Source organism: Rhizobium sp. O111, from assembly GCF_055616315.1.
Map to the genome: position 1 here is coordinate 1,037,639 of NZ_JBSHXL010000003.1, position 20,394 is coordinate 1,058,032.

The 20,394-nt window shown below is 58.4% G+C and carries 22 protein-coding genes and 1 pseudogene; 7 read left to right on the forward strand and 16 right to left on the reverse strand.

Going from position 1 to position 20,394, the window contains the following annotated elements:
• Nucleotides 1-46 precede the first annotated feature (46 nt).
• Nucleotides 47-2,038, forward strand: a complete 1,992-nt coding sequence (locus tag ACVTFQ_RS30895; RefSeq protein ID WP_470424527.1) for an ATP-binding protein — start codon at nt 47-49, stop codon at nt 2,036-2,038.
• 85 nt (nt 2,039-2,123) lie between these two features.
• Here the strand turns inward: ACVTFQ_RS30895 and ACVTFQ_RS30900 are convergent, their stop codons facing one another.
• Entirely contained in the window at nt 2,124-2,483 is a 360-nt protein-coding gene (locus tag ACVTFQ_RS30900) for an oxidoreductase (protein WP_111563720.1), read from the reverse strand.
• A gap of 239 nt (nt 2,484-2,722) precedes the next feature.
• Here ACVTFQ_RS30900 and ACVTFQ_RS30905 point away from each other — a divergent pair, with 239 nt between their 5' ends.
• On the forward strand, nt 2,723-3,436 hold the full coding sequence (locus tag ACVTFQ_RS30905; RefSeq protein ID WP_111563719.1) for a Crp/Fnr family transcriptional regulator: 714 nt from the start codon (nt 2,723-2,725) through the stop codon (nt 3,434-3,436).
• A 382-nt stretch (nt 3,437-3,818) separates the two neighbouring features.
• Here the strand turns inward: ACVTFQ_RS30905 and ACVTFQ_RS30910 are convergent, their stop codons facing one another.
• From ACVTFQ_RS30910 to ACVTFQ_RS30930, 5 genes are all read right to left on the reverse strand, one after another.
• Complete coding sequence (locus ACVTFQ_RS30910; RefSeq protein WP_283193844.1) at nt 3,819-4,052, reverse strand: DUF6894 family protein; 234 nt, start codon at nt 4,050-4,052, stop codon at nt 3,819-3,821.
• 85 nt (nt 4,053-4,137) lie between these two features.
• On the reverse strand, nt 4,138-4,857 hold the full coding sequence (locus ACVTFQ_RS30915) for a Crp/Fnr family transcriptional regulator (protein WP_413393962.1): 720 nt from the start codon (nt 4,855-4,857) through the stop codon (nt 4,138-4,140).
• 284 nt (nt 4,858-5,141) lie between these two features.
• Nucleotides 5,142-5,330, reverse strand: a complete 189-nt coding sequence (locus ACVTFQ_RS30920) for a hypothetical protein (protein ID WP_470424528.1) — start codon at nt 5,328-5,330, stop codon at nt 5,142-5,144.
• 15 nt (nt 5,331-5,345) lie between these two features.
• The gene (locus ACVTFQ_RS30925) at nt 5,346-6,026 is read right to left on the reverse strand and encodes a hypothetical protein (RefSeq protein WP_470424529.1); all 681 of its coding nucleotides are present in this window, start codon (nt 6,024-6,026) and stop codon (nt 5,346-5,348) included.
• Nucleotides 6,027-6,133: 107 nt separating this feature from the next.
• A complete protein-coding gene (locus ACVTFQ_RS30930) occupies nt 6,134-6,577 on the reverse strand; it encodes a pyridoxamine 5'-phosphate oxidase family protein (protein ID WP_112950081.1) in 444 nt (147 codons plus the stop codon).
• A 116-nt stretch (nt 6,578-6,693) separates the two neighbouring features.
• On the opposite strand from ACVTFQ_RS30930, the gene ACVTFQ_RS30935 reads away from it, so the two are divergent.
• Nucleotides 6,694-6,993 carry a hypothetical protein gene (locus ACVTFQ_RS30935; protein ID WP_470424530.1) on the forward strand — a complete coding sequence of 100 codons (300 nt, stop codon included), beginning with the start codon at nt 6,694-6,696 and terminating at the stop codon, nt 6,991-6,993.
• Between the two features lie 102 nt (nt 6,994-7,095).
• On the opposite strand, the gene ACVTFQ_RS30940 is transcribed toward ACVTFQ_RS30935, so the two are convergent.
• The 5 genes from ACVTFQ_RS30940 to ACVTFQ_RS30960 form a co-directional block, all read right to left on the reverse strand.
• Nucleotides 7,096-7,467, reverse strand: coding sequence for a GFA family protein (locus ACVTFQ_RS30940; protein ID WP_470424531.1), 372 nt, complete (start codon nt 7,465-7,467; stop codon nt 7,096-7,098).
• 6 nt (nt 7,468-7,473) lie between these two features.
• Entirely contained in the window at nt 7,474-7,680 is a 207-nt protein-coding gene (locus ACVTFQ_RS30945; protein ID WP_112950080.1) for a hypothetical protein, read from the reverse strand.
• Nucleotides 7,681-8,019: 339 nt separating this feature from the next.
• Entirely contained in the window at nt 8,020-8,715 is a 696-nt protein-coding gene (locus ACVTFQ_RS30950; RefSeq protein ID WP_283193838.1) for an MgtC/SapB family protein, read from the reverse strand.
• Nucleotides 8,716-8,724: 9 nt separating this feature from the next.
• Nucleotides 8,725-9,105: a hypothetical protein gene (locus ACVTFQ_RS30955; RefSeq protein ID WP_111563708.1), complete on the reverse strand. Its 381-nt coding sequence runs from the start codon at nt 9,103-9,105 to the stop codon at nt 8,725-8,727.
• Between the two features lie 107 nt (nt 9,106-9,212).
• The gene (locus ACVTFQ_RS30960) at nt 9,213-9,818 is read right to left on the reverse strand and encodes a TetR/AcrR family transcriptional regulator (RefSeq protein ID WP_111563707.1); all 606 of its coding nucleotides are present in this window, start codon (nt 9,816-9,818) and stop codon (nt 9,213-9,215) included.
• Nucleotides 9,819-10,044: 226 nt separating this feature from the next.
• Between ACVTFQ_RS30960 and ACVTFQ_RS30965 the strand changes: the two genes are divergently transcribed.
• The 4 genes from ACVTFQ_RS30965 to ACVTFQ_RS30980 all read left to right on the forward strand — a co-directional run bounded on the left by ACVTFQ_RS30965 (nt 10,045) and on the right by ACVTFQ_RS30980 (nt 14,973).
• Nucleotides 10,045-11,064 (forward strand): XdhC family protein, encoded by a 1,020-nt coding sequence (locus tag ACVTFQ_RS30965; protein ID WP_470424532.1) that lies wholly within the window; start codon nt 10,045-10,047, stop codon nt 11,062-11,064.
• 86 nt (nt 11,065-11,150) lie between these two features.
• Entirely contained in the window at nt 11,151-11,684 is a 534-nt protein-coding gene (locus tag ACVTFQ_RS30970; RefSeq protein ID WP_111563705.1) for a 2Fe-2S iron-sulfur cluster-binding protein, read from the forward strand.
• Nucleotides 11,681-12,670 (forward strand): FAD binding domain-containing protein, encoded by a 990-nt coding sequence (locus ACVTFQ_RS30975; RefSeq protein ID WP_470424533.1) that lies wholly within the window; start codon nt 11,681-11,683, stop codon nt 12,668-12,670. The genes ACVTFQ_RS30970 and ACVTFQ_RS30975 overlap by 4 nt, the downstream gene beginning before the upstream one ends.
• The gene (locus ACVTFQ_RS30980; protein ID WP_470424534.1) at nt 12,667-14,973 is read left to right on the forward strand and encodes a xanthine dehydrogenase family protein molybdopterin-binding subunit; all 2,307 of its coding nucleotides are present in this window, start codon (nt 12,667-12,669) and stop codon (nt 14,971-14,973) included. The genes ACVTFQ_RS30975 and ACVTFQ_RS30980 overlap by 4 nt, the downstream gene beginning before the upstream one ends.
• Here ACVTFQ_RS30980 and ACVTFQ_RS30985 read toward each other — a convergent pair.
• From ACVTFQ_RS30985 to ACVTFQ_RS31005, 5 genes and pseudogenes are all read right to left on the reverse strand, one after another.
• A complete protein-coding gene (locus ACVTFQ_RS30985; protein WP_470424535.1) occupies nt 14,947-15,246 on the reverse strand; it encodes a hypothetical protein in 300 nt (99 codons plus the stop codon). The genes ACVTFQ_RS30980 and ACVTFQ_RS30985 overlap by 27 nt on opposite strands.
• An 825-nt stretch (nt 15,247-16,071) precedes the next feature.
• Nucleotides 16,072-16,830, reverse strand: a complete 759-nt coding sequence (locus ACVTFQ_RS30990; RefSeq protein ID WP_470424536.1) for a nucleotidyl transferase AbiEii/AbiGii toxin family protein — start codon at nt 16,828-16,830, stop codon at nt 16,072-16,074.
• Nucleotides 16,815-16,970, reverse strand: a complete 156-nt coding sequence (locus ACVTFQ_RS30995; RefSeq protein WP_470424537.1) for a hypothetical protein — start codon at nt 16,968-16,970, stop codon at nt 16,815-16,817. The genes ACVTFQ_RS30990 and ACVTFQ_RS30995 overlap by 16 nt, the downstream gene beginning before the upstream one ends.
• Nucleotides 16,960-17,547, reverse strand: coding sequence for an AbiEi antitoxin N-terminal domain-containing protein (locus ACVTFQ_RS31000; protein WP_283193831.1), 588 nt, complete (start codon nt 17,545-17,547; stop codon nt 16,960-16,962). Before ACVTFQ_RS31000 ends, ACVTFQ_RS30995 begins: the two co-directional genes overlap by 11 nt.
• A 343-nt stretch (nt 17,548-17,890) precedes the next feature.
• Nucleotides 17,891-20,241, reverse strand: a pseudogene (locus tag ACVTFQ_RS31005) (hypothetical protein).
• Nucleotides 20,242-20,394: the final 153 nt, after the last annotated feature.

The following is a 20,394-nucleotide window of genomic DNA, read 5'->3' on the forward strand; positions in this document are numbered from 1 at the left end:
ACGCCAAGAAAACTACGACGTTGTCGTCTGTCTCGATATCGCCGAGGTGGCCAAAGCGATCGACGAAAGTATTGGCGCAATCCTCCTCACGGAAGAAGCCCTCGTCAAGGATGTCGATAAGCTCAAGTCGGCGCTGGACGCTCAGCCTTCGTGGTCTGACGTTCCTTTCGTGCTTCTGGCGGCACCTCGTACCAGCCGAGCGCCGAACGGGCGTCTGTCTCAGTTGGCGCTGTTTGATCTCGCAAGCAATAGCGTGGTTCTGGAGCGGCCGCTCGGTAGAGCCTCGCTTTTCAGCGCCGTCGCGTCCGCAATGCGGCTGCGCTCCAAGCAGTTCCAGATGCGTGACCGCTTGGCGGAACTAGACGAGAGCGAAACGCGGCTGCGTCTTGCAACCAGCGCCGCTGGTGTCGGAACATGGGATTTCGACCTCATCACCGGTGAGCTGAGATGGGACAAACGCTGCCGAGCGATGTTCGGAATTCTCTCCGATCGGCAGGTTTCCTACGAAGCGGGGTTCTTGGCCGGACTACACCCTGATGACCGCGAGAGGTCAGACCAAGCCGTCAGGGATGCGCTGCGGCCCGGCGGTTCCGGAGAGTATGAGATCGACTATCGGACCATCGGAATAGAAGACGGTGTCGAACGCTGGATCGCGGCGAAAGGCGGTACAATTTTCGTTGACGGCAAGGCTGTTCGGTTCGTCGGCACGGCCATCGACATCAGTGAACGCAAGCGGACGCAGGAAGCACTGACTATGTCGGAGGCTGCATTGCGTCTGGAGCGCGAGGCGCTCGATGATCTCAACCGAAATCTCGAGGCGCGTGTCGTGCAGCGCACCGCGGAACTTGAAGAGGAAATGGCCGCGCGCAGCCGGGCCGAGGAAGCGCTTCGTCAAGCGCAGAAGATGGAGGCAATCGGCCAGTTGACTGGCGGGATTGCACACGACTTCAACAACATGTTGACCGGTATTATCGGCGGTATCAATCTCGCTAAGCGCCGCATCGCTTCCGGTCGCTTTGAGGAAGTTGGGCGCTTCATGGATGCCGCCACGGAGTCGGCACACAGGGCCGCCGCGCTCATTGCCAGACTTCTTGCCTTCTCGCGCCGGCAGACCCTCGACGCAACGTCGCTTGACGTGGCAGCTCAGCTCCTCGCTACGAAGGAACTCCTGGAACGAACCCTTCCTGAAACCATCGCAATAGAGCTGAAAGTCACGGCTGACGTGGGATATGCCAAGGCGGACGCCAATCAGCTTGAAAGCGCTCTGCTGAACCTTGCTATCAACGCGCGCGACGCCATGCCTGATGGCGGGCGTCTTACGATCACCGCGGAGCAATGCCGGGTCGCGGCATCGGAAGCCGGTGGGCTTGACGCGGGGAACTACGTGATGATCGCCGTAGAAGATACCGGCGTGGGGATGCCCCCGGAAATCTTGGAGAAGGTATTCGATCCTTTTTTCACGACAAAGCCGATCGGGCAGGGCACCGGTTTGGGCTTGTCAATGATTTACGGCTTCACGCAGCAGTCGGGCGGTCAGGTTCGCATTGACAGTTCCCCCGGACAAGGCACGTCGATCAAGCTTTATCTGCCGGCCGCATTGGGCGCTGAGACGCAAGAAGAGCAAGGTGATGCCGAAAGCCCTTCGGAGGGGAGCGGCCAGACCGTGCTCGTCGTCGAAGATGACGACGCTGTCCGCCTTTTGATTTGCGAGGTGCTCATGGACCTCTCTTATCGTGTTCTTGAGGCCGAGGACGCCGATGCCGCGCTTCGTACGCTGACCGCAACTGGGAGGATCGATCTTATGGTGTCGGATGTCGGCCTGCCAGGGATGAACGGCAGGCAGCTTGCCGACGTTGCGCGTCAGCATAGGCCGGATCTGCCGGTTCTCTTCGTCACAGGATATGCGGAAAACGCCGCCACCAAGGCAAGCTTCCTTGGGACCAACATGGCTATGATCGGTAAGCCCTTCGCTGTTGAAGTGCTTGCATCGAAGATCAATGAGATGGTCAACCCTGCCAATGGGGTCGAGCAAGCTTAGCTGCTTGAGGCGCATAATCGGACACCACAGGGCCCGCTTCTGCGGGCCCTGGTAGCCGTGTCACCAGCCGGGCGACCCGCCTCAACTACTTGCAGGTATTTGCCGGGTCGGTGCCGGTTGCATTGTTGTTGCTCGATGGATTGGTCGTTCCGCCAGCACCGCGTCTTGCGCAGTCATTGGCGTCGCCCCCGGATGCGCCGGAATTCTGGCCATTCATGTTGGTGTCGTTGTTCATTCCATTGCCAGTGTTCTGACCGTTGCCGCCGTTGCCACTGTTCGAGCCGGCACCGTCCGTGCCGCTTGTTGCGCCGGTGCCGGTGCCGCTTGAGGCGCCAGAGCCTCCAGAGCTGGTACCGCCACTTCCCGATCCTCCGGATGACTGGGCCATGGCGGATGTCGCCAAGCCAATCGACAGGAATGAGACCGCGAGAATTTTCGTGAGCATCGGGATTTCCTCCATTTGATTGCTTACCTGGACCCAACTTGGAGAAAAGTTAGTAGTTCCCGCGAGAGGGACAAAGTCTGTCTAAGGACAAGGTACCCACGCCATCCCGCAATGCATCTGATGTAGAAATGTCTGCCAGCGTACCCAAGAACATGAAGAACGGCAGGATGTTATACAGCCGACATTTTTCAGCGTGTGAGGAATGCTCCGCATGCCTCATCCGATACAATTGAAGTCTCATGTTCGCCTCTGACCAATCAACCATGCACAACCGGCTACTGGCTCGTCTGCCTGATGCGGAATTTCAGGCTATCCTCGGCAGTCTGGAAATGATCGACCTTCGACAGGGTCACGTTATCGTCAACGCGAACGGGCCCATCGACCACGTCTATTTTCTGTGTAGCGGTATCGGTTCAGTCATCACCGTGTCGTCGGATGGAAACCAGGCGGAGGCCGGGATGTTTGGTCGCGAGGGATTTTCCCCGACATCAGCGGGCGTCGGCGGGACTGTGAGTGTCCACGAGGTGCTGATGCAGGTCGCCGGTTGGGGCTACAGGATGACGTTGGGCGCAACGCTCGAGGCAATCTCGTCCTATCCCAACTTCGCAAACCTCCTTGCGAGGTTCATCCAGACTTTTGCATCGCAGATCTCTTACACGGTGCTGTCGAACGTCAACTATCAGATCGACATACGACTGGCCCGATGGCTTCTCATGTCGCATGACCGCGTCGATGGTGACGAGATAGCGCTCACCCATGATTTCATTTCCCTGATGCTCGGTGTCAGGCGACCGAGTGTCACGACTGCTTTGCACGTCCTTGAGGGAGAGAAATTCATCCGCTCCGAACGAGGTCTCATCACCATTCGCGACAGGCGTGGGTTGGAGGAGTTTGCCGGCGATTCCTACGGCAGGCCTGAGGAAGAGTATCGGCGCCTCATTGGACGATTCTAGCGCGGCAGATCAGACCGGTCATGCGGGTGGCAACAGTTCCGCATGGAAACCTTTCGTTCGGCGGTGGTAAAAGAGAGGCGCGTATTGAGACGTTCCGTACGCTGGAAGACGATCGATTGCCTTCCGCTCTTCACGCTATACTCTAAACCGCATGCAAAAAGCAGAGAGCCCACAGCTTCGCCGGCGCGAGTCTATCAGCGCTGAGGAGCGGCAGAGACGACGTGAAGCAACGTCGCAGAACGCACTGGCTGCAACCAAGGCCGAGGCGGAAGCGCGGCGCCTGAAGACAGAGCGCCTTCGGGCCGCGCGCGAGGCCGCTCGGCCTCAAAACGACGGCGATGTCGTTGATCAAGCATGACGAAGCGGTCGGTCAGCAAGGGACCTAGTCAAATTTGATGACGTCTCGGAATGGAACTGTACTGAGAACGTTTCCCTTTTCGTCGGTAATCTCAAATTGCATTCCGTCGATACGCTGATCATACAAAATAAGTTCGGCGACCATCTCGCGCGCGGATTTCGTTGCTTCCCGCCTCGCTGCTTCGAGCGATGGAAGGTCGATCCCTTCGTCGTCGGCATCGAAACTCTCGTCTGAGCGAACATTGAAAAAGAAAAGCATTCTGTCCTCCATAAGCGGACAAAACGAATGCTGGTGGTCAGCGGTTCCATGGAAAGTGAACGGCATCAGCCGCTTATGAGAGGTTCTAAAGCTCATCCTTCGAGCCAGCGCCGAGCAAGCGCTCGAACTCGCGTTCAGGCAGCCCATAACAACCGGCCGCAAATCGCTCCAGACCCCCGCGGTTGACGACGACGATCGTTCCGCGGTTCGAACGAATAAGTCTGTGGCCTTCGAGAATGTGAAGCGCTGTCGTCACACTCGGTCGACGGATACCGAGGAGGAAGGCGATGTATTCGTGCGTGATCTCAAGAACGTCCGCTTTCACCCGGTCGTGACACATGAGGATCCAGCGGGCCAACCGCTTCTCGACGCGAAATTTGGCGTTTGCGAGCGCGGTGTAAGAGACCTGCACGGCGAAAACGTGCATGAACTTGATGAAGGGAATCTGAAGCGTGGCGCTTCGTTCAGTCGCCTCGCGCATTCTGTCCACAGAGATACGATATCCGCGGCCAGCAACCTGCATTTCTATGAGGTATGGCACCACCGTGTCGCCAATGACCGTCGATGTCGGCACAAACCCCTCGCTGCCAAACATGCCGGCCTCCGCCTTCTTCCCGTCGGGGAGCACGCTGATTACGGCGCCGATACCGCTATCTGGAAAGTAGACGTACTCCAGCAAGGTGTCAGGGCGAGCGATGGGAAATCGGGAAGGCATTTCAACTTCTTCCAGATATGGTGCCAGAAGCTTAAAATCCTGGTCGCTCAAGGATCGCAGAATCCGGTTGGACATCTGTGCTTTTTGCATTCGTTCGATCAACTCCGCCTGTCGATACGCGCCACGGCTCTGACGCACGCACTATCAAATTGTCAGAACAATTCGGACGACAAGGTCGCAGGGACGAAAATGCTCGCTGGTGTCACGCGTAAAGGTCGACGGGGGTCGACGGTTACTCGCTTTAATTGAGCTACACTCGTGACATAATAGTTGGTGTGTCCGGCCATCTGGGCCGGGCACACCGTGTTTCCACAAAACGCCAAAGTGCCGCGCCTATGATCGCCGGCAGGGACCCGCAGACACTGCATCAGTTTTCAACCACTTCCCGGCGAGACGCTGGCGTCGTCCTTTTCGGGCAACGAACCTGTCCCTGGGGTCTTCGTCTCGTCGGTGAGATGATCTTGTGCATGCGGACCGGCGGCCGGGTGATCCTGAGGTTGCGCGGGCTTTCTGCCCGTTTCCTCGATCTCGCGTTGCGCCTTCTTGTCCTTGTCCTTGTCCATGATCCACTCCCTCGATCAGACCCGAGGAATGGGCTGGTCCAACCGGAGCCCACCCATTTCACGCTCTTCGGGAGACTTCTCACCCTCAGCGACGTCGCGTTGATGGCCCGTGGGCAAAACGTCGTCGCGAATGTCGTCGGGCAGCTCCTGATCCAGTTCGTAGGCGCGAACGCGGGGTGAGGTTTCATGGGTGCTGCGCGCGTATTGGTTTACGCCTTCCGCTTGCGTGGCTGCCCCTGCCTCATTGAGACCTGGCTCGCCGGTAAAGCTCGGGGCCGGCGTGACTTGCCTCGCTGTCCAGCCTTCTTCTCTCCATAGGTCAGCGCGCTCGTCCATGTCGATGGCGCCGTGCTCGTCCAGAATGTCATGGGCTGTTTCGTATGTCGCATCGTCTACCGAGGCCGATACCAGGAAGCCACCCCGGCGAAGGCCTTCCGCGTAGATGGAGCGGTCCTCGTCAGGAAAGAACCAGTCCTTCAGCGCATCGAAGAAGCCGCCGCGATCGTCTGCCGCGACATTGGTTTTCTCGGCATCAGCTTCATAGCCCGCCATGAGGCGGGCATTGGCGACGCCTGCGTCGCTGAGACGCTCGACAGCACTTTCTGCTTCGGATCGGGTGTCAAAGAATGCGGTGAGGGTGCTTTTCGCGATGCCGTGCGAGGCGTCGCTTGTGTTTTCGTTATAAATGTTGGCCATGGTTTCCTCCATCCATTGATATCCGGGCAACTCGCATGGTGCGCCAATGTTCCGTGTACTGCTGGAATTTGACCCGCTTTGGCTCTTGGGAACTGTATCTGGTTGGCTCACCCGCGCGGTATGTCGACCTGCCCGTTCTGCTCACCGTCCCAATAATACACGGACGATGCCGACACCTTTATCAGAACGAGGCCGGGCGTTTGGGTGCCCTCAGGGAACCAGCGGTCGAGGCCCGAAACCCAGTGAGCTTCGAAGGATGCCTTATCCTTGACGATCGACGCCATCCCTTGGATCGCAATGAAGATGCCCGGTTTGCCCAGAAGGCTCGGAGGCTCCGTGAAGGTGAGAGAGACATCATCGATGCCGTTGATCTCGCTGATCTTGCGAGTGTCCTCATAAGAGAAGAACCAGGAATCGCCGTCGTATTCGACGTCGCCATTGTTGCTCATCGGGCGGCTGGAAATCTTACCCGACCCGCTCTGGGTCGATAGCATGCAGAAGTCGATCTTCCTGATCTTGGATGCGAGGTCTTCGAAAGTCATCGCGGACATGGCTGATCTCCCGTTTTCGTGTGCGGGATATCGTCCACGAGACCCGATTGTTCCGATACGCAGCAAACCTTTTGCGCGGACCGACGTTGTGTTTGTGAGCAACGAGGAGATCAGCAATGACCCAATTTGAAAGCAGACAGAGCGAAAAGGTGACCGAAACCGCGACTGAAGCCAGACAGGGCAGCTACGGCCGGCCAGTCTTGATGGTGCTGGTCTGCAGTCTCATTCTGGCGCTGCTTGCGTGGGGTGGCGTCGAAATGTGGGGTGAGCGTCAGGACACCGACACCAACCCGACGGCGTCAACCAAGCAGGATCCGATCAATTCTCAGCCATCGGGACCCGGCGCCTTCGACAACAACGCGGCCGATGGTAGTGGCCGCCCCCCGCAGGCGAATGATCGCGCCCCCAACCCCTAGGTCATGGCGGCATACCAACACAGGTAACGACGCCAAACGCTTCGCGGTAGCTCTGCTCGCCATCACATCGCCGCGGCAGGGAGCCTGCTGCCGGCTCTACGGTCACAGTTTTAGGGGAGGATCCTCTTCATTTCGTTCCGTCCCAGGAATAGCCGGCAACCAATTCTCTCGCCGTTTCGTCCAGACTTCCATTTCGGGAGTCAGTTCGCTTGGGACGTTGTCCAGCGATCCAAAACGAATCTCGACGTCATCATCGTTTAGGCAAAAAAGGCGTCCTCCGCAGCGCGGGCAAAAGCTCCGACCTGCAAATGTCGATATCTCACCGGAATAGGTGAACGGATCGCGACGCCAATGGGCGAAGGAGGTGAATGAAGATCCGCTTTCCTTGCGGCAGTCCGCGCAATGACAAATTCCTATACGAAAGGGTTCGCCATCAGCCTGGTATCGTACCGCGCCACAGAGGCAGCCTCCCAAAAAAAGTCATGCCTGTAACCTCCTTGACTTTGCCTGCGCCCCGATTGGCCAGGCAACCAGCTCTCCGCACTTGTCGGCGATGCGCTGGCGTGCGCGGTTGACGCGGCTTTTGACGGTCCCCGCCGCGCGATGGAAGTGCTCGGCAGCCTGTTCATAGGTAACGGGCAGCCCGACCAGCGTCTCATCGGCATCGAGACCAATGAGGTCGGCCAAGGCAGTATCCGCTTAAAGAACATTCCTTTCCGGGCACCACGTCCAGATGCCGGGTTCAACCTTCAATTGCGTAGAATTCATCGTGTTGTGCACCTTTCGAGTTCGTTAGGCCGGTAAGCGGCCACTCAACCCAAGGGTGGTTCAGCGAATAACTGGTGCGAGTAGCTACGGTTTGCCAGCGATGGTCATGAAAGGTACATTCTCGATCGCGAATTTAGCGAGTTTCGAATGGCGCCATGGCAAGGCAATAGCGTCAGGCAAGCACTTTCGCTTCGATCGCCGCGGCGATGACTGCCTCTTTAACTGCCTCGCGGGCATGCCGAAGGCTCGATCTGTCAGTCAGTTGATAGTCGAGCGATTTTCAAACCCGATCACCGAAAATCGCTCCCTCAACCCATCGGCGATCGCGGTCGCATCGCGACCTGAACGGCCGGATGTCCAGCGGATTTCGAACATCAGAGCGTCGCCGTCATCGATCTCCCGCAGAGTGGTGAAGCAGGCGGTGGAACCTGATGGGAGGGCGGCCCTGATGTCAGGTATGGGTGAGCCCTTAGGCACCTTGATGGTCACCGAGCTCTTCTCTTCGCACGACATCCATTGCTGAATGTGTCTCAGCGGCGCGAGAATGAGAAGGGTGAGAACCGTGGCGGCCGCGCCTATGACAATCTGTCCGCCGCCGAAACAGAGGCCGATCGCTGTTATCACCCAGAGCGTTGCAGCGGTCGTCACCCCGGTCGCGATATCGCCGCGACGCAGAATTGCGCCGCCGCCGATAAAACCGACGCCCGTCAATATTCCGAGCGGAAAGCGCAGGATATCCATCGAGCCGTTGACGCCCTGGCTCGTGGCCAACAGCATGTTAGCCTGGATCATCGGGATGCAGGCCGCGAGCCCGACAAGTGTGGTTGTGCGCAGCCCGGCGGCGTGACCGCCTTGTTCCCTGTTCGCACCAATCAAGATGCCGGCCAGCAGGGTCGCCCCGATACGAAGGGCGATCTCCGGCCAGCCGGGGGTGATCGGCATCAGGTCAAGCACGGCGCGATCCTATTTTTCAGCGCGGCTGAGAAGGACACGCATCTCTTCGAAGCGGCGCTTGCGATCCCCGTCGTCGACGGTCGGTGAATAGCAGGTGCTGGATACGCAGAAGCGCGCCAGGTTGTGCGGTTTGTCCGCCTTGTCGAATTCGCATTCGAAAATATCGGTCATCTCGGCCGGCGCCGTACCCTGGCGCGTCGAGTAGGACATTCGGACACCAGGCGGTTTCAACTCGGGAAAGGACTGGACCGTGCCGATGGCAAGCTGATCGGTCATGAAAAAGCTCTTGGCAACGGATTTACAGGTATCCTCGAGCTCGCTTGATTGCGCCCTTGCCGTTGCGGGTAGGGTAAATACGACAAATGCAAATAGAATAATCGGCTTGCGCACTGGCACTTCCTCCACTGTCTCTGTCGATGGAGGTAGAGCAGCGAGGCCAAAAGCAAATGGCGGTCCGTGCGACGACGACGATCAAGGAGCGCCAGGCGGCCCATCGGCTAGGTACTGCGTGGAGTATGTTTTCGCAACCCGTCCATGATCAGGCGAACGATCCTGTGTGCCCGTTCGCGCCAGTCGGGCGTGTCCGGGATCGAGTAAATGCCGAACAGCGTGTAGAGAACGTCGCTTGCCTCGAGATCGTCCTTGACCGTGCCCGCCTCTATCGCCGCACGAAGAAGCTTGTCGAAGGCGGCTGTCACGCGCGTCGTTCCCTCCGTAAAGAGAGCGGCGTTTGAGGTGAACAGCAGCTTCAGGCTGCTGGCCATACCGCGCTTTGCCGCCATGTAGCTGACGAAACGGTGCATCCACTCATCGAGCGCGATATCGGGTGCCTTTTCGGCCAAGAGTTCGACCGCGGCGCCAGCGAGCAATTCGAGTTCGCGCCGATAGACTATCTCGACGAGATGTTCGCGGGTTGGAAAGTGTCGATAAAGCGTACCAATGCCGACACCCGCCTGCCGGGCAATCTCTTCAAGCGAAACATCCGTGCCGCGTTCAGCAAAGGCTTTCGACGCGACCTCGACCAGTTTGGCGCGATTGCGCTGCGCGTCAGCACGTAACCGCGGCTGTTCCTGCGCTTGCGATGCATCCTCTTTCGGTAACAATTTCCCACCCCACGACAGGGCTTGACGAAACTTCGTCAGCCACTACCTATAAACGGAGGCTCCTCCGTTTGTGTCGGGGTGCCATCCAATTTCTAGTGAGGATTGGGATGGATGTCATGTCCAAACTGGTGGCACGGGTCGCGAAGTCAACCTGTGATGTTCGCGAATTCCAGGTCTTCTTGATGTTTGAGGCTACGCACGCCGCGATCGGTGGGAGCGTTTGATTATGATATCGACACACCGATGGGATCGTAACCCAGAAAGTCGAAAGGCGTTCCCTGAGAGGCTAAACGATCGACAGCCACAATTCGAACGACCTTTCGGCGAGAAGATATCGCCCGCGCCGGCCAAAGCGTTCTCGACGGATTCTACGGTCGAGGTTCTCGATTTTGCTGTAAAGGCAACGCTCGCCGGCCGACAAGTTGCGTTCTGCACGCTCGTCGAAATTCGCGGCGGTTCGTCACGTGCTTTGGGCGCTCATATGGCGGTGGCCGATGACGGCTTGTACGGCGGTTACGTCTCCGGCGGCTGTACCGAGGCGGCAGTTGCTGCCGAAGCCTTGCAGGCGATATCCAAAGGATGTGATCGGTTCGTCATGCTGGGCGAGGGTTCCCCGTTCTTCGATATTGTCTTGCCGTGTGGAGGCGGGATTACCGTTGCCGTTCACGTTGTGCGAGACATTCGACCGATCCGAAATGTGATCGAAGGGCTGGGCTGCCGGCGCGATGTTGGCTTGGCTTATAGTCCGAGCAACCAATCGCTTTCCTTCGTTTTCGGAAAAGCCGACACCGGTTGGGATGGTGAGGCGTTCCTGACATTTTACCGTCCGGCTGTTCGAGTCCTCCTTTCAGGCCGCACGCTGGAGGTCGAGATCGCCTCGAAGGTAGCGCGGGCGGCAGGTTACGATGTCCTTCAATATGATGCGGCCGCCGGCGAGCGACCTGACGACACGCTGATCGACGCGGACACGGCCGTTGCGCTTCTACAGCACGATCTGGACCTTGAAATGCCGATCCTCGAAGCCGCCCTGCGTGGCCAGCCGTTCTATTTGGGCGCCTTGGGCAGCAGCCGAACACACGAGAAGAGGATGGAGCGGCTTCGAGAACAGGGACATTCGCAGGAGGCGATCGACCGGATCAAGGCGCCGATTGGCCTGTTCGGCCGGGCCCGCGACGCCCGTTCGCTGTCGCTTTCGGTGGTCGCGGATATCGCCGCTTGTCGCCAAACCGTATTGATGGGGACTTGAGCGAACTTCATCCGGATTCGTTTCTGCGGCTCAACATCGCCAATGCTTTTCAAGCCCCAATGCTCTTCAGTCAAAGGAGATGTCTCATGCATTTTATCATCAATGGAGAGGATATCGAGGTGGAGGCGGACATCCGCACCTCATTGCTCGATCTCATGCGCAATTATCTGGGTTTGATGGGAACCAAGAAGGGTTGCGATCAAGGAGCATGCGGCGCCTGCACCGTGCTGGTGGATGGCGAGCGCATCAATTCCTGTCTTGCACTGGCGGTGCAGTATCAGGGACGCGGCATCACCACGGTTGAAGGGCTTGCGGTCAATGGCAATCTCCACCCGATGCAGCAAGCCTTTATCGAACATGATGGCTTTCAATGCGGCTATTGCACACCGGGCCAGCTCTGTTCCGCCATCGGGATGGCGGGCGAGATCGAACGGAATATTCCGAGCGCTGTAACCAGCGATCTCACCGTAGCTGATACTCCGATCGACGATCGTGAAATCCGCGAGCGCATGAGCGGCAATCTGTGTCGATGCGGAGCCTACAACGGCATTGTCGAAGCAATCTCAGAAGCGTTGGCCCACCAGACGGCTGCTCCGACCGAGGAAAGGGTGCGGGCATGAATATCTTTTCCTATCAGCAGGCGTCGGACGCCGTTTCCGCGATCGCTTTGAAGAAGGCCGGTCCGGCCGCGAAATATCTGGGCGGCGGCACGAACCTCGTTGATCTCATGCGCGAAACGGTCGAGCAGCCAGGGATGCTCGTCGATGTCACACACCTTCCCGGCGATATCGAACAGCGTGCCGACGGCAGCCTCCTGATCGGCGCTGCGGCGAAAAACACATCGCTCGCCGCGCATTTGGCGGTTCGGTCCGATTTCCCGTTGCTTTCGCGCTCCATCCTGGCGGGTGCAAGCGCGCAGATCCGCAACGTCGCGACGGTCGGCGGCAATATTCTGCAACGCACCCGCTGTCGGTATTTTTACGACAACGCGGCGCGCTGTAACAAACGCCTGCCACAGGCAGGATGCGACGCGCTTGAAGGCTTCAATCGCTACCACGCTATTCTCGGTGCATCCGATAGCTGTGTCGCCACTCATCCCTCCGACATGTGCGTCGCTCTCGTCGCGCTTGATGCGGTGGTTCATCTGCAGGGACCGGCCGGTGGCCGCAGCATGCCGCTGGCCGAACTGCATCGGCTGCCGGGCGATCGTCCCGAGATTGAGGCGGAATTGCAGACTGATGAACTGATCACGGCGATCGAAATCCCGCCGCTCGGCTTTGCACGCCGCTCGACTTACCGAAAGGTTCGCGACCGCGCCAGCTACGCCTTCGCGCTCATATCTGTCGCGGCCGCTCTCGACATCGACGAGGCGGGCAAGGTGCGTGATGTTCGCCTCGGGCTCGGCGGCGTTGCCCACAAGCCATGGCGAGCCATCAAGGCGGAGGCCGCGCTGAAGGGACAGCTAGCCGGCACGGAAAGCTTCCGCGCCGCCGCCGAGGCCGAACTCGCCGATGCCGTCGCTCTCAGCGAAAATGGGTTCAAGATCGAATTGGCGAAACGCACGATTGTCGCCGTGCTTGACGAATTGAAGGGAGACAACGTATGAGCGTCCAACCTGAAGCCGATAACAATAGGCCCGGCCGCTGGCAGCCTGCCGTTACACCCGATCCCATGCTGCGCAAACATGGCGCTCTCGGGCAGCCTGTCTCGCGGGTCGATGGTCCTTTGAAAGTACAGGGAAAGGCGCGTTTTGCCGCCGAGTTTGCCTACGAAAACATAAGCTATGCGGCACTAGCCTTCAGCAGCATTGCGCGCGGTCGCATCACCGAACTCCAGACCGCGGCTGCGGAAGCGGCGCCGGGCGTCATTCTCGTCATGACCTATCACAATGCGCCGCGCATGAAGGCGCCGTCGTTGATGATGTCTTCTCCGACGGCTGCCGGCGCCAGCGACCTGCCGGTGATGCAGAATGACGAGATCCACTGGAATGGCCAGCCCATAGCCCTCGTTCTGGCCGAAACGCAGGAGCAGGCGGATCATGCGGCCTCGCTGATCAAGGCGAGCTACGCAAGCCTGCCTGCCGTGACTTCGTTCGATGAGGCGAAACAAACGCCGCGACAGTTGGAAACGCTGCTTGGTCAGCCGCCGGTGCTGGAGATCGGCGATGCCGAAAAAGCGCTCGCAAATGCCGAGGTCAAGGTCGATCTGACCTATCGGACCCCTCGGCACAACCACAATGCCATCGAACTGCATGCGGCGACGGTGGCCTGGAAGGACGACGCGCTGCACTTGCATGATGCCAGCCAGTTGATTGATCTAACCGCTGGTCAACTCGGCGATATTTTTGGCTTGGAACCCGGCAAGGTGCGTGTCACCTCACCCTATGTCGGTGGCGGTTTCGGCGGCAAATGTCTGTGGGATCACCAGATCCTCGCCATCGCGGCCTCGAAACTCGCCGAGCGGCCGGTGCGCATCATGCTCTCGCGGGAAGGCGTCTTTCGGATCGTTGGCGGTCGCACGGTGACGGAACAGCGTGTGGCTCTCGGTGCGCGGGCGGATGGCACGCTCGATGCGCTCATCCATACCGGCACCGCGGCAATGACACCGCACAATTCCTGCCCGGAACAGTTCACCTTCCCGGCTCGCCATCTCTACGCGGCCAAGACATTCAAGCTCGCGCAGGATGTCGCCGACATCGACATGCTCGCCAACACTTTCATGCGCGCACCTGGTGAGTCGGTCGGGACATTCGCGCTCGAATGTGCGCTCGACGAGCTGGCGGAAAAACTCGACCTCGACCCGATTGAATTGCGTCGCCGGATCGAGCCGGAAAAGGACCCGACCACCGGCAAGCCGTTTTCGTCACGCTACCTTATCGAAGCCTATGAACAGGGCGCCGAGCGTTTCGGCTGGCGGAACCGCAGCCAGACGCCGCGGCAGAAACGCGAGGGCGAATGGCTGATCGGCATGGGCTGCGCCACCGCGACCTATCCCTACCATCGCTTCCCCGGTGGCGCGGTAAAGATCAGGCTGACGTCGGAAGGTCACGTAACCGTCTCGACCGCGGTGCACGACATGGGCATGGGTACGGCGACGGCCCAGGCTCAGCATATCGCAGCCCGCCTCGGGGTGCCGATGGAAGACGTCACCTTCGAATATGGCGACAGCAGCCTGCCGCGCGGGGTGATTGCCGGTGGATCGACCCAGACCGCATCGATCGGCGGTGCGGTGATCGCGGCGACGGAAGTCTTTGTCGAGGAGTTGATCAAGCTCGCCGGCAACGACTCGCCTCTCGCCGGCCTATCGCTCACAGATGTCGAGCCACGCGATGGTGGTCTCGGTCATCGCGACGATCCTGGCCTGTTCGAGAGCTACAAGTCCATTCTCAGCCGCTCCGGCCGCGATGAACTGGTCTGCCAGGCCGAGGCACCGCCGCCGGCGGAGATGGAGGCCTTCTCCATGCACTCTTACGGCGCCCAGTTCTGTGAGGTCAGGGTCAGCGCCCTGACGGGCGAAATCCGCGTGTCGCGTTTTCTCGGTTCCTTCGACGCCGGCCAGATACTGAACGCCACGACGGCAACCAGCCAGTTCAAGGGCGGCATTGTCATGGGCATCGGCCTGGCGCTCACCGAGGAAACCAATTTCGACGAAAGGACCGGCCGAGTGGTCAATGCATCGCTTGCCGAATATCATGTGCCGGTGCAGATGGATGTCCCAAAGATCGACATCCTCTACACCAACACACCCGATCCGTGGGCGCCGATGGGTGCGCGCGGTATTGGCGAGATAGGCATTACCGGGGTCGGGGCGGCCGTTGCTAACGCCGTTTACAACGCGACCGGCATCCGAGTGCGCGACCTGCCTATCACTCTGGATAAGGTGCTACGGGAACTGCCTGTTGGAGGGTAACGAGATTGCGTGCTTTGACGGCTGGGGTACAGGCGGCGATGAAGTTATCGTGGCCTGCGCGTCGCCAACGCGAGAAGGGACGGGATCAGTATCTCGTTGGTAAGGAAAGAGCCGACTTCGCCCGAAGCTTTCCTTTCGGAAGGCTCCGTGAGCCTGCGACTGTGCCGTCCATGTTAACGAGGTGCGCCAGCAGCCGCCTAGATGCGCCTCTAGATCTTGCAACAGCTCGCTCACGGATGACCGGGGCAAGTTCATTATGTCAACGGCCTTCAAGAAGGAACCGGTTACGGCAACCCGGACGAAAGTGCGAATAGCGAGTATCTGATCTGAGAAACGTCCTATGACTAGGTGGACGATGATAGCTTTCCACGCTCACTGGATAAGCCGGACCATGCAAGTTCTTGCGAAACGTGGGCAAACTTGCGGTATTTAGAGGGACTTCAGCCTAAGTAGCTGCAGGTATACAAGATCGGCGTACCGGACCGCACTCCTGATCAGATGGCATCGGTTGTCGAGGAAATTCCGGCCGTTGAGGCGACGCAATCCGCTCTTTGCTGTATCGCTGTCGAAGGACACATGTCTGCGTCCGTGACACGTGTTGTGTCGACGGCCCATCGCAACGCGGCGGGACAGGCGCTGTTCAGGGCTGCGGGCTTCCGTCCCACGATGATCGAGATGACGCTTTCCTGAACTGCGAGGCTGGCTAGAAAATAGCCGGACGCTGGAGGCGATATTCCCTGCAAAATGTTCCATGTTTATGCTTACCTCGCAATGTGGAAATTAGATATCCAGCTTGTTTCGCGATTCGGACGCCCATAGTTCTTATCTGCCGATTGCCGCAGCTCATCGATGCCACGTTACGGCGAGGCCAGAGGGCGCGGGCCGGTTTCATCGCTAGTAGTGTCGTCGTTTGGGCGGTATTGCCGCCACCGACGAGCGAGTCCGGGATTATCACTTACCGGTCGGCGGCATTGCGAGGAGACGCACGTGAGTTGCTACTCACTGGTTTTGCAGTGCGATCCACTAAAGATCAGCCCACCTGGGACAGTGTTTGTCAAAGACGATCTACGTAGGAGGTGATGCGGGCCACGATCTCTTTCAGGGTGGGCCGGCCATGATAATATAGGGCCGACGTCCGCTCGAAAGCGCGCTCGTAGACTCCGAACGTCTCCGGATCGGATAGGCTGAACGCGGGATTGCTGCCGATGTCCTGATTGTCGGCCTTCGGAAAGCGTTTCTGCTTGTGGGCACCATACGCGTCCGAGCCGAGGAAAGCTTGCACGTCCGGTTGTCTAGCAAGCAGTAGACGTCGTAATAATGTCGGAGGAAATTGGCGGGGAACTGGCCGGTTTCCTGCTGCTTGCTATATTTAGTGGAGATGGTCTGGAGCTTCTCGACCAGCGTGTAGCCGGGCTCGTAGCAGGGAACGGCCAGTGCGCGATTATCGATCAGCTCGACGCGCGATACAGCGTAATCATAGGCCCAGGAGCTGATATCCTTATCGATATTGGGAGCCACCGTGTCGAAGCCGGCTTCGAGCAACACGCCATTCTTGAGATCCGTTTTAGTGCCGGTCGTCTCGCGGTAGTAGAGGCGGATGCCGCTACTGCGGTACGTCTCGTTGTCGAATTCGGTATCGCGCTTGATCTTTTGGAAACCCTCGATCGTGATCGTCTCGGCCAGCCAGTCATAAAAAGCCTTCCGGCTTTCACGATGTGCCACCTTGTCGTGATTGGGGCCGGTTTTTACCTCCATCGCTTTCGGCGGTTCGATACGGATATCGATATCCTCCGAGAAGCGGTTGATGATGCGGTATCCTTTCGAGAGCGAGGTGCCTCCCTTCAGCTCGAATGCCATCTCCACTGCTGCAGGCCGTATAGGCAATGCATGATCCAGTAGTCTTTTTCGACCAGCACCGGCTGCACCTTCATCTGGTCCGCTACGATGCGCAGCAGGGATGCAAAATCCTTGTGCCTATGGAGGAAGTCAGCTGGCATGCGTATCCGCGGCGAGGGTGTTGAAGAATTTCCGCGTGCGCACCATACCGTATTCTTTGGCGGCACGGGTGAGAGCGGTAGGATTGTCTTGCAGGGCACGTTCCTTCACGCGGGCCAGCACGTGATCGCGGTCCTCGGCCAGCTGGTCGAGATTGTTGACCAGATCGACCAGTAGGAATTCTTTGGTCAGGATTTTGGGGAAGGCCGGCTTTTTTCGGAACTCGAACTCGCGACCGCCCAGCATGAAGTTGCCGTGGCGCTTATGGTTATAGACGACGGTTTTGTTATAGAGCTGTGTCACGCCAACACCCAAGCTGTTATAGGCATTGGGCGAGGTGACGAGGTAACGGTCATCCTTCAGAAAAGCCTCGACGAGCGCATCATCCTCGGCGGGGGCTTTGCCGAACGCGGTTTGCTTCGGCCGGTGATAGACGCCGGTTGATAGCTTGGTCAGGTATCCTTCTGCCAGCATTTGCTGCAAATGCCGATCAACAGACGACGACCATTGGGCGAGATCCTGCCGACGGTAGACCTTGCCGGACCGCAGATGCTTTTTCAATTCCTGTAACTTCGTCATGGGATAGCTCCTGCACTCACTATAACGACATATGGTCGTGAATGCAATTTTTTACAAATTTCATGCAAATTTTGGCATCTGATCGGGGTCAGTGTCACTGAAGTGCCAGAAATATATAAAGTATTTTCGAAGATTTTTATTACTCGAAAATCGAAATCTCGAAACGTACTTGTCCTCTGGATGGTCGTGGACGGCTACCGGCAGCAAAGTAGCTGTCCGAGTGGAAAAATCTGATCTCCGATGAACGACGGGCCGTCGGTTGATGTCCCTTCAAGAGCGAAACGACGAGCTCGGCTCGGACGTAGGGTGTAGCCGACATCCAAGCCGAGCATCTCATTCGATTTTATGCAGCTTCCCAAACCTGATTGAGGATCTTGGCCGCCAGTGCGGCCTTTTCTTGTGGCAGGAAGCGACCATGGTGCTGTTGCACGACGTCTGGCGTGTCCTGAATGGCGTCCCTTGCCTGCTCGTAGGATCCGGTCTGCTTCAGAATATGCGTCGCAAGAATGTCGCGCAGGTTATGGGGTCCAAGCGGCAAAAAGCCCTTGATCGCACCCCGTCCGGTATAGGGATTATAGATGCCATAGCGTTGAATGATCCTCCGCCGAGCCTCGTAGAAGGTTGTCGAGTTGTAGGCCGCATCAAGGCTGGTGGTCTTGACCGTCTTGACGAAAAGGGTTCCGGGATCTTTGGCTCCGCCGAGCAGAACACCACGATGGCGGTCGCTGTAAGCGTCGAGGTATTTGTAGAGATAGCAAGTCGGCCAGGATCAGCTTGCACGGCTTCTGTGCGAAGAAGGAGGAGCCAGAGTCTTTGAATGCGACCGATAAGATTAGGACCTCCCACCCATGGTCGCGATCGCTCCAGCGCAACTCGCCGCACTTCATGTCTTCAAGCCGGCGTTCTGATGTCGGATAATGTCCGCGCGGGCAGACACGAAGTTGGCGAAGGTTCTTCTGCCTTGGCCCGAGATGCGGGCCGAGGTGAAGGAGTAGGAAGGACCTGACGGCTTCGGCCGCTGGCCGCAAGTATCGGCTTTCATCCGGCATGCGTCTCACGATCTCATCTGTGATCTTCCGATACTCCGCCAACGGGCTCTCGGCCTCGAGGACACACATGATCGGCTCAAACGGGTCGCGGTGAACACGCATGACGCGTTGGATTTCCTTGAATCGGTTAGCGGCAATGCCGATGAAACGCATCGCAGGCGCCATGCCAGTCGCGAGCTGCGAAATCGATTTCTTCCTGCTCGATCAGACCGGCGATGGGCCTGACATTCCGAAGGAGTTCCGGGTGCTGCCGGATCCAGCCGACCGACGTCCGCGCGAGATAGGGCTTGGGCGACCATCAACATGTCCTCTTGCATTTGGTGTAGAAACCACGCCGCTGTTCGCGCCACTGTAGATACCAAACACCGGGGAAGACGAGAAGGCCGATGCTCAACTGGCTGACTGGCACGCCGAAACCCTTTACGGCACCATTTGGCGAGGCAGCCAGCGGACCAAACATCAGACCCAGGTGCTCGATCTTCTGGGAGGCCGTTTCTTCACCCCGGACCGCATTACGCTGAAAGCCAATAGCCGTCAGCGTCGAGGTCTTGAAGCGGATGAGATCCGCCATTTCCATTGCAAGCCTCGGCGGCGCGTCGACAACGCCGGAGAGCAGATCCGGATCATCAAGTTCTGCCGCAAGGTTCTGATTGGCACCGGCAGCGGAGGCCAACGATCGAGCGGAAAGAAAGCTGCCGCCATAGGTGACGCCGGGAAAGCGGATCGCATAACGCTGCTTACTGGCTGCCGCCTGATAGCGGCGATACTCTGTCGAGCCTGAAATGATTACCCGGCGCACCCAGTCGAGGATCTCCTCGCGCTTGGTAAAGGGCAGGCTGTTGAAGTCCTCGGGCAGGCGCAACGAAATCCTTCGACGCTCAGCCGGGCTGATGTCACCGAGATCGTGACCATAGAGCGAGCGCGCCTGGTGCGGCAGCTTCTCTTTGAAATATCCCTCCGAAAGCCGATAGCGTCGCTCGATGCGGCGGAGGATATTGAAACTGGCTACAGATCGGGGCACGCGCTCGCCCTGGATCCAGGATAGTAGCGTCTTATTGTCGAAGCTCTCATTCAGATGAACAACGGCGCGGTAAAGCTGCCAATAAGTGTCGCCGAACCGACGCATATGATAAACCAGTGCATCCTGAGAGCTCGCCGGATCTTCTGTCGCTTCGAACAGTGGTTCCGGGAAAGGGCTGATCGGTTTTGGCGTCGGCCCACGCGGCGCAGATGCGGACGGGGCAAAGTTGCCATCCGTTGTCGCACGTTGGGGCTTTCTGATTGAGGTTGCGGAGGCTGCTTTTTTGCAGGCGTTATCTTGTCGGGACGAACTGTCTGCTTTGGCGGCCGTTTCTCTTCGACCGTTGGTGCTACACCGACCCACCGGATGATTGCATCCAGGCCTGGCCGCAGTTGTTTTTTTAGTTCTGCCGTCAAATCGGCTTCAATCCCGCAGGCCTGACCGATCGTCGTCCAGTCGATACGCCATTCATGAGCGGGGGAGATTTCCGGTAGATAATTAAGCTGACCAGGAAGGGCCGGATGTTCTCCAGCACCCGCCTGGACACAATCGGTGCGATAGCTCGCAGAATTGAGATATCTTTCGCTGAAAGTGGCGTGATGAAATGTTTCTCTCGACGGCAATGCCGAGGGCGAGCGGCAATAGGGGGCGAGCGTTAAGAATGGATGTATCGGGCATAGCGGTTCAAACGCTGCGTGATCGCCGCATTCATGCCCTACGCAAATCACTCGGGCTCAGTGCTCAAGAATTCGATGTGCTCGCTTTAATCAAGCGTAC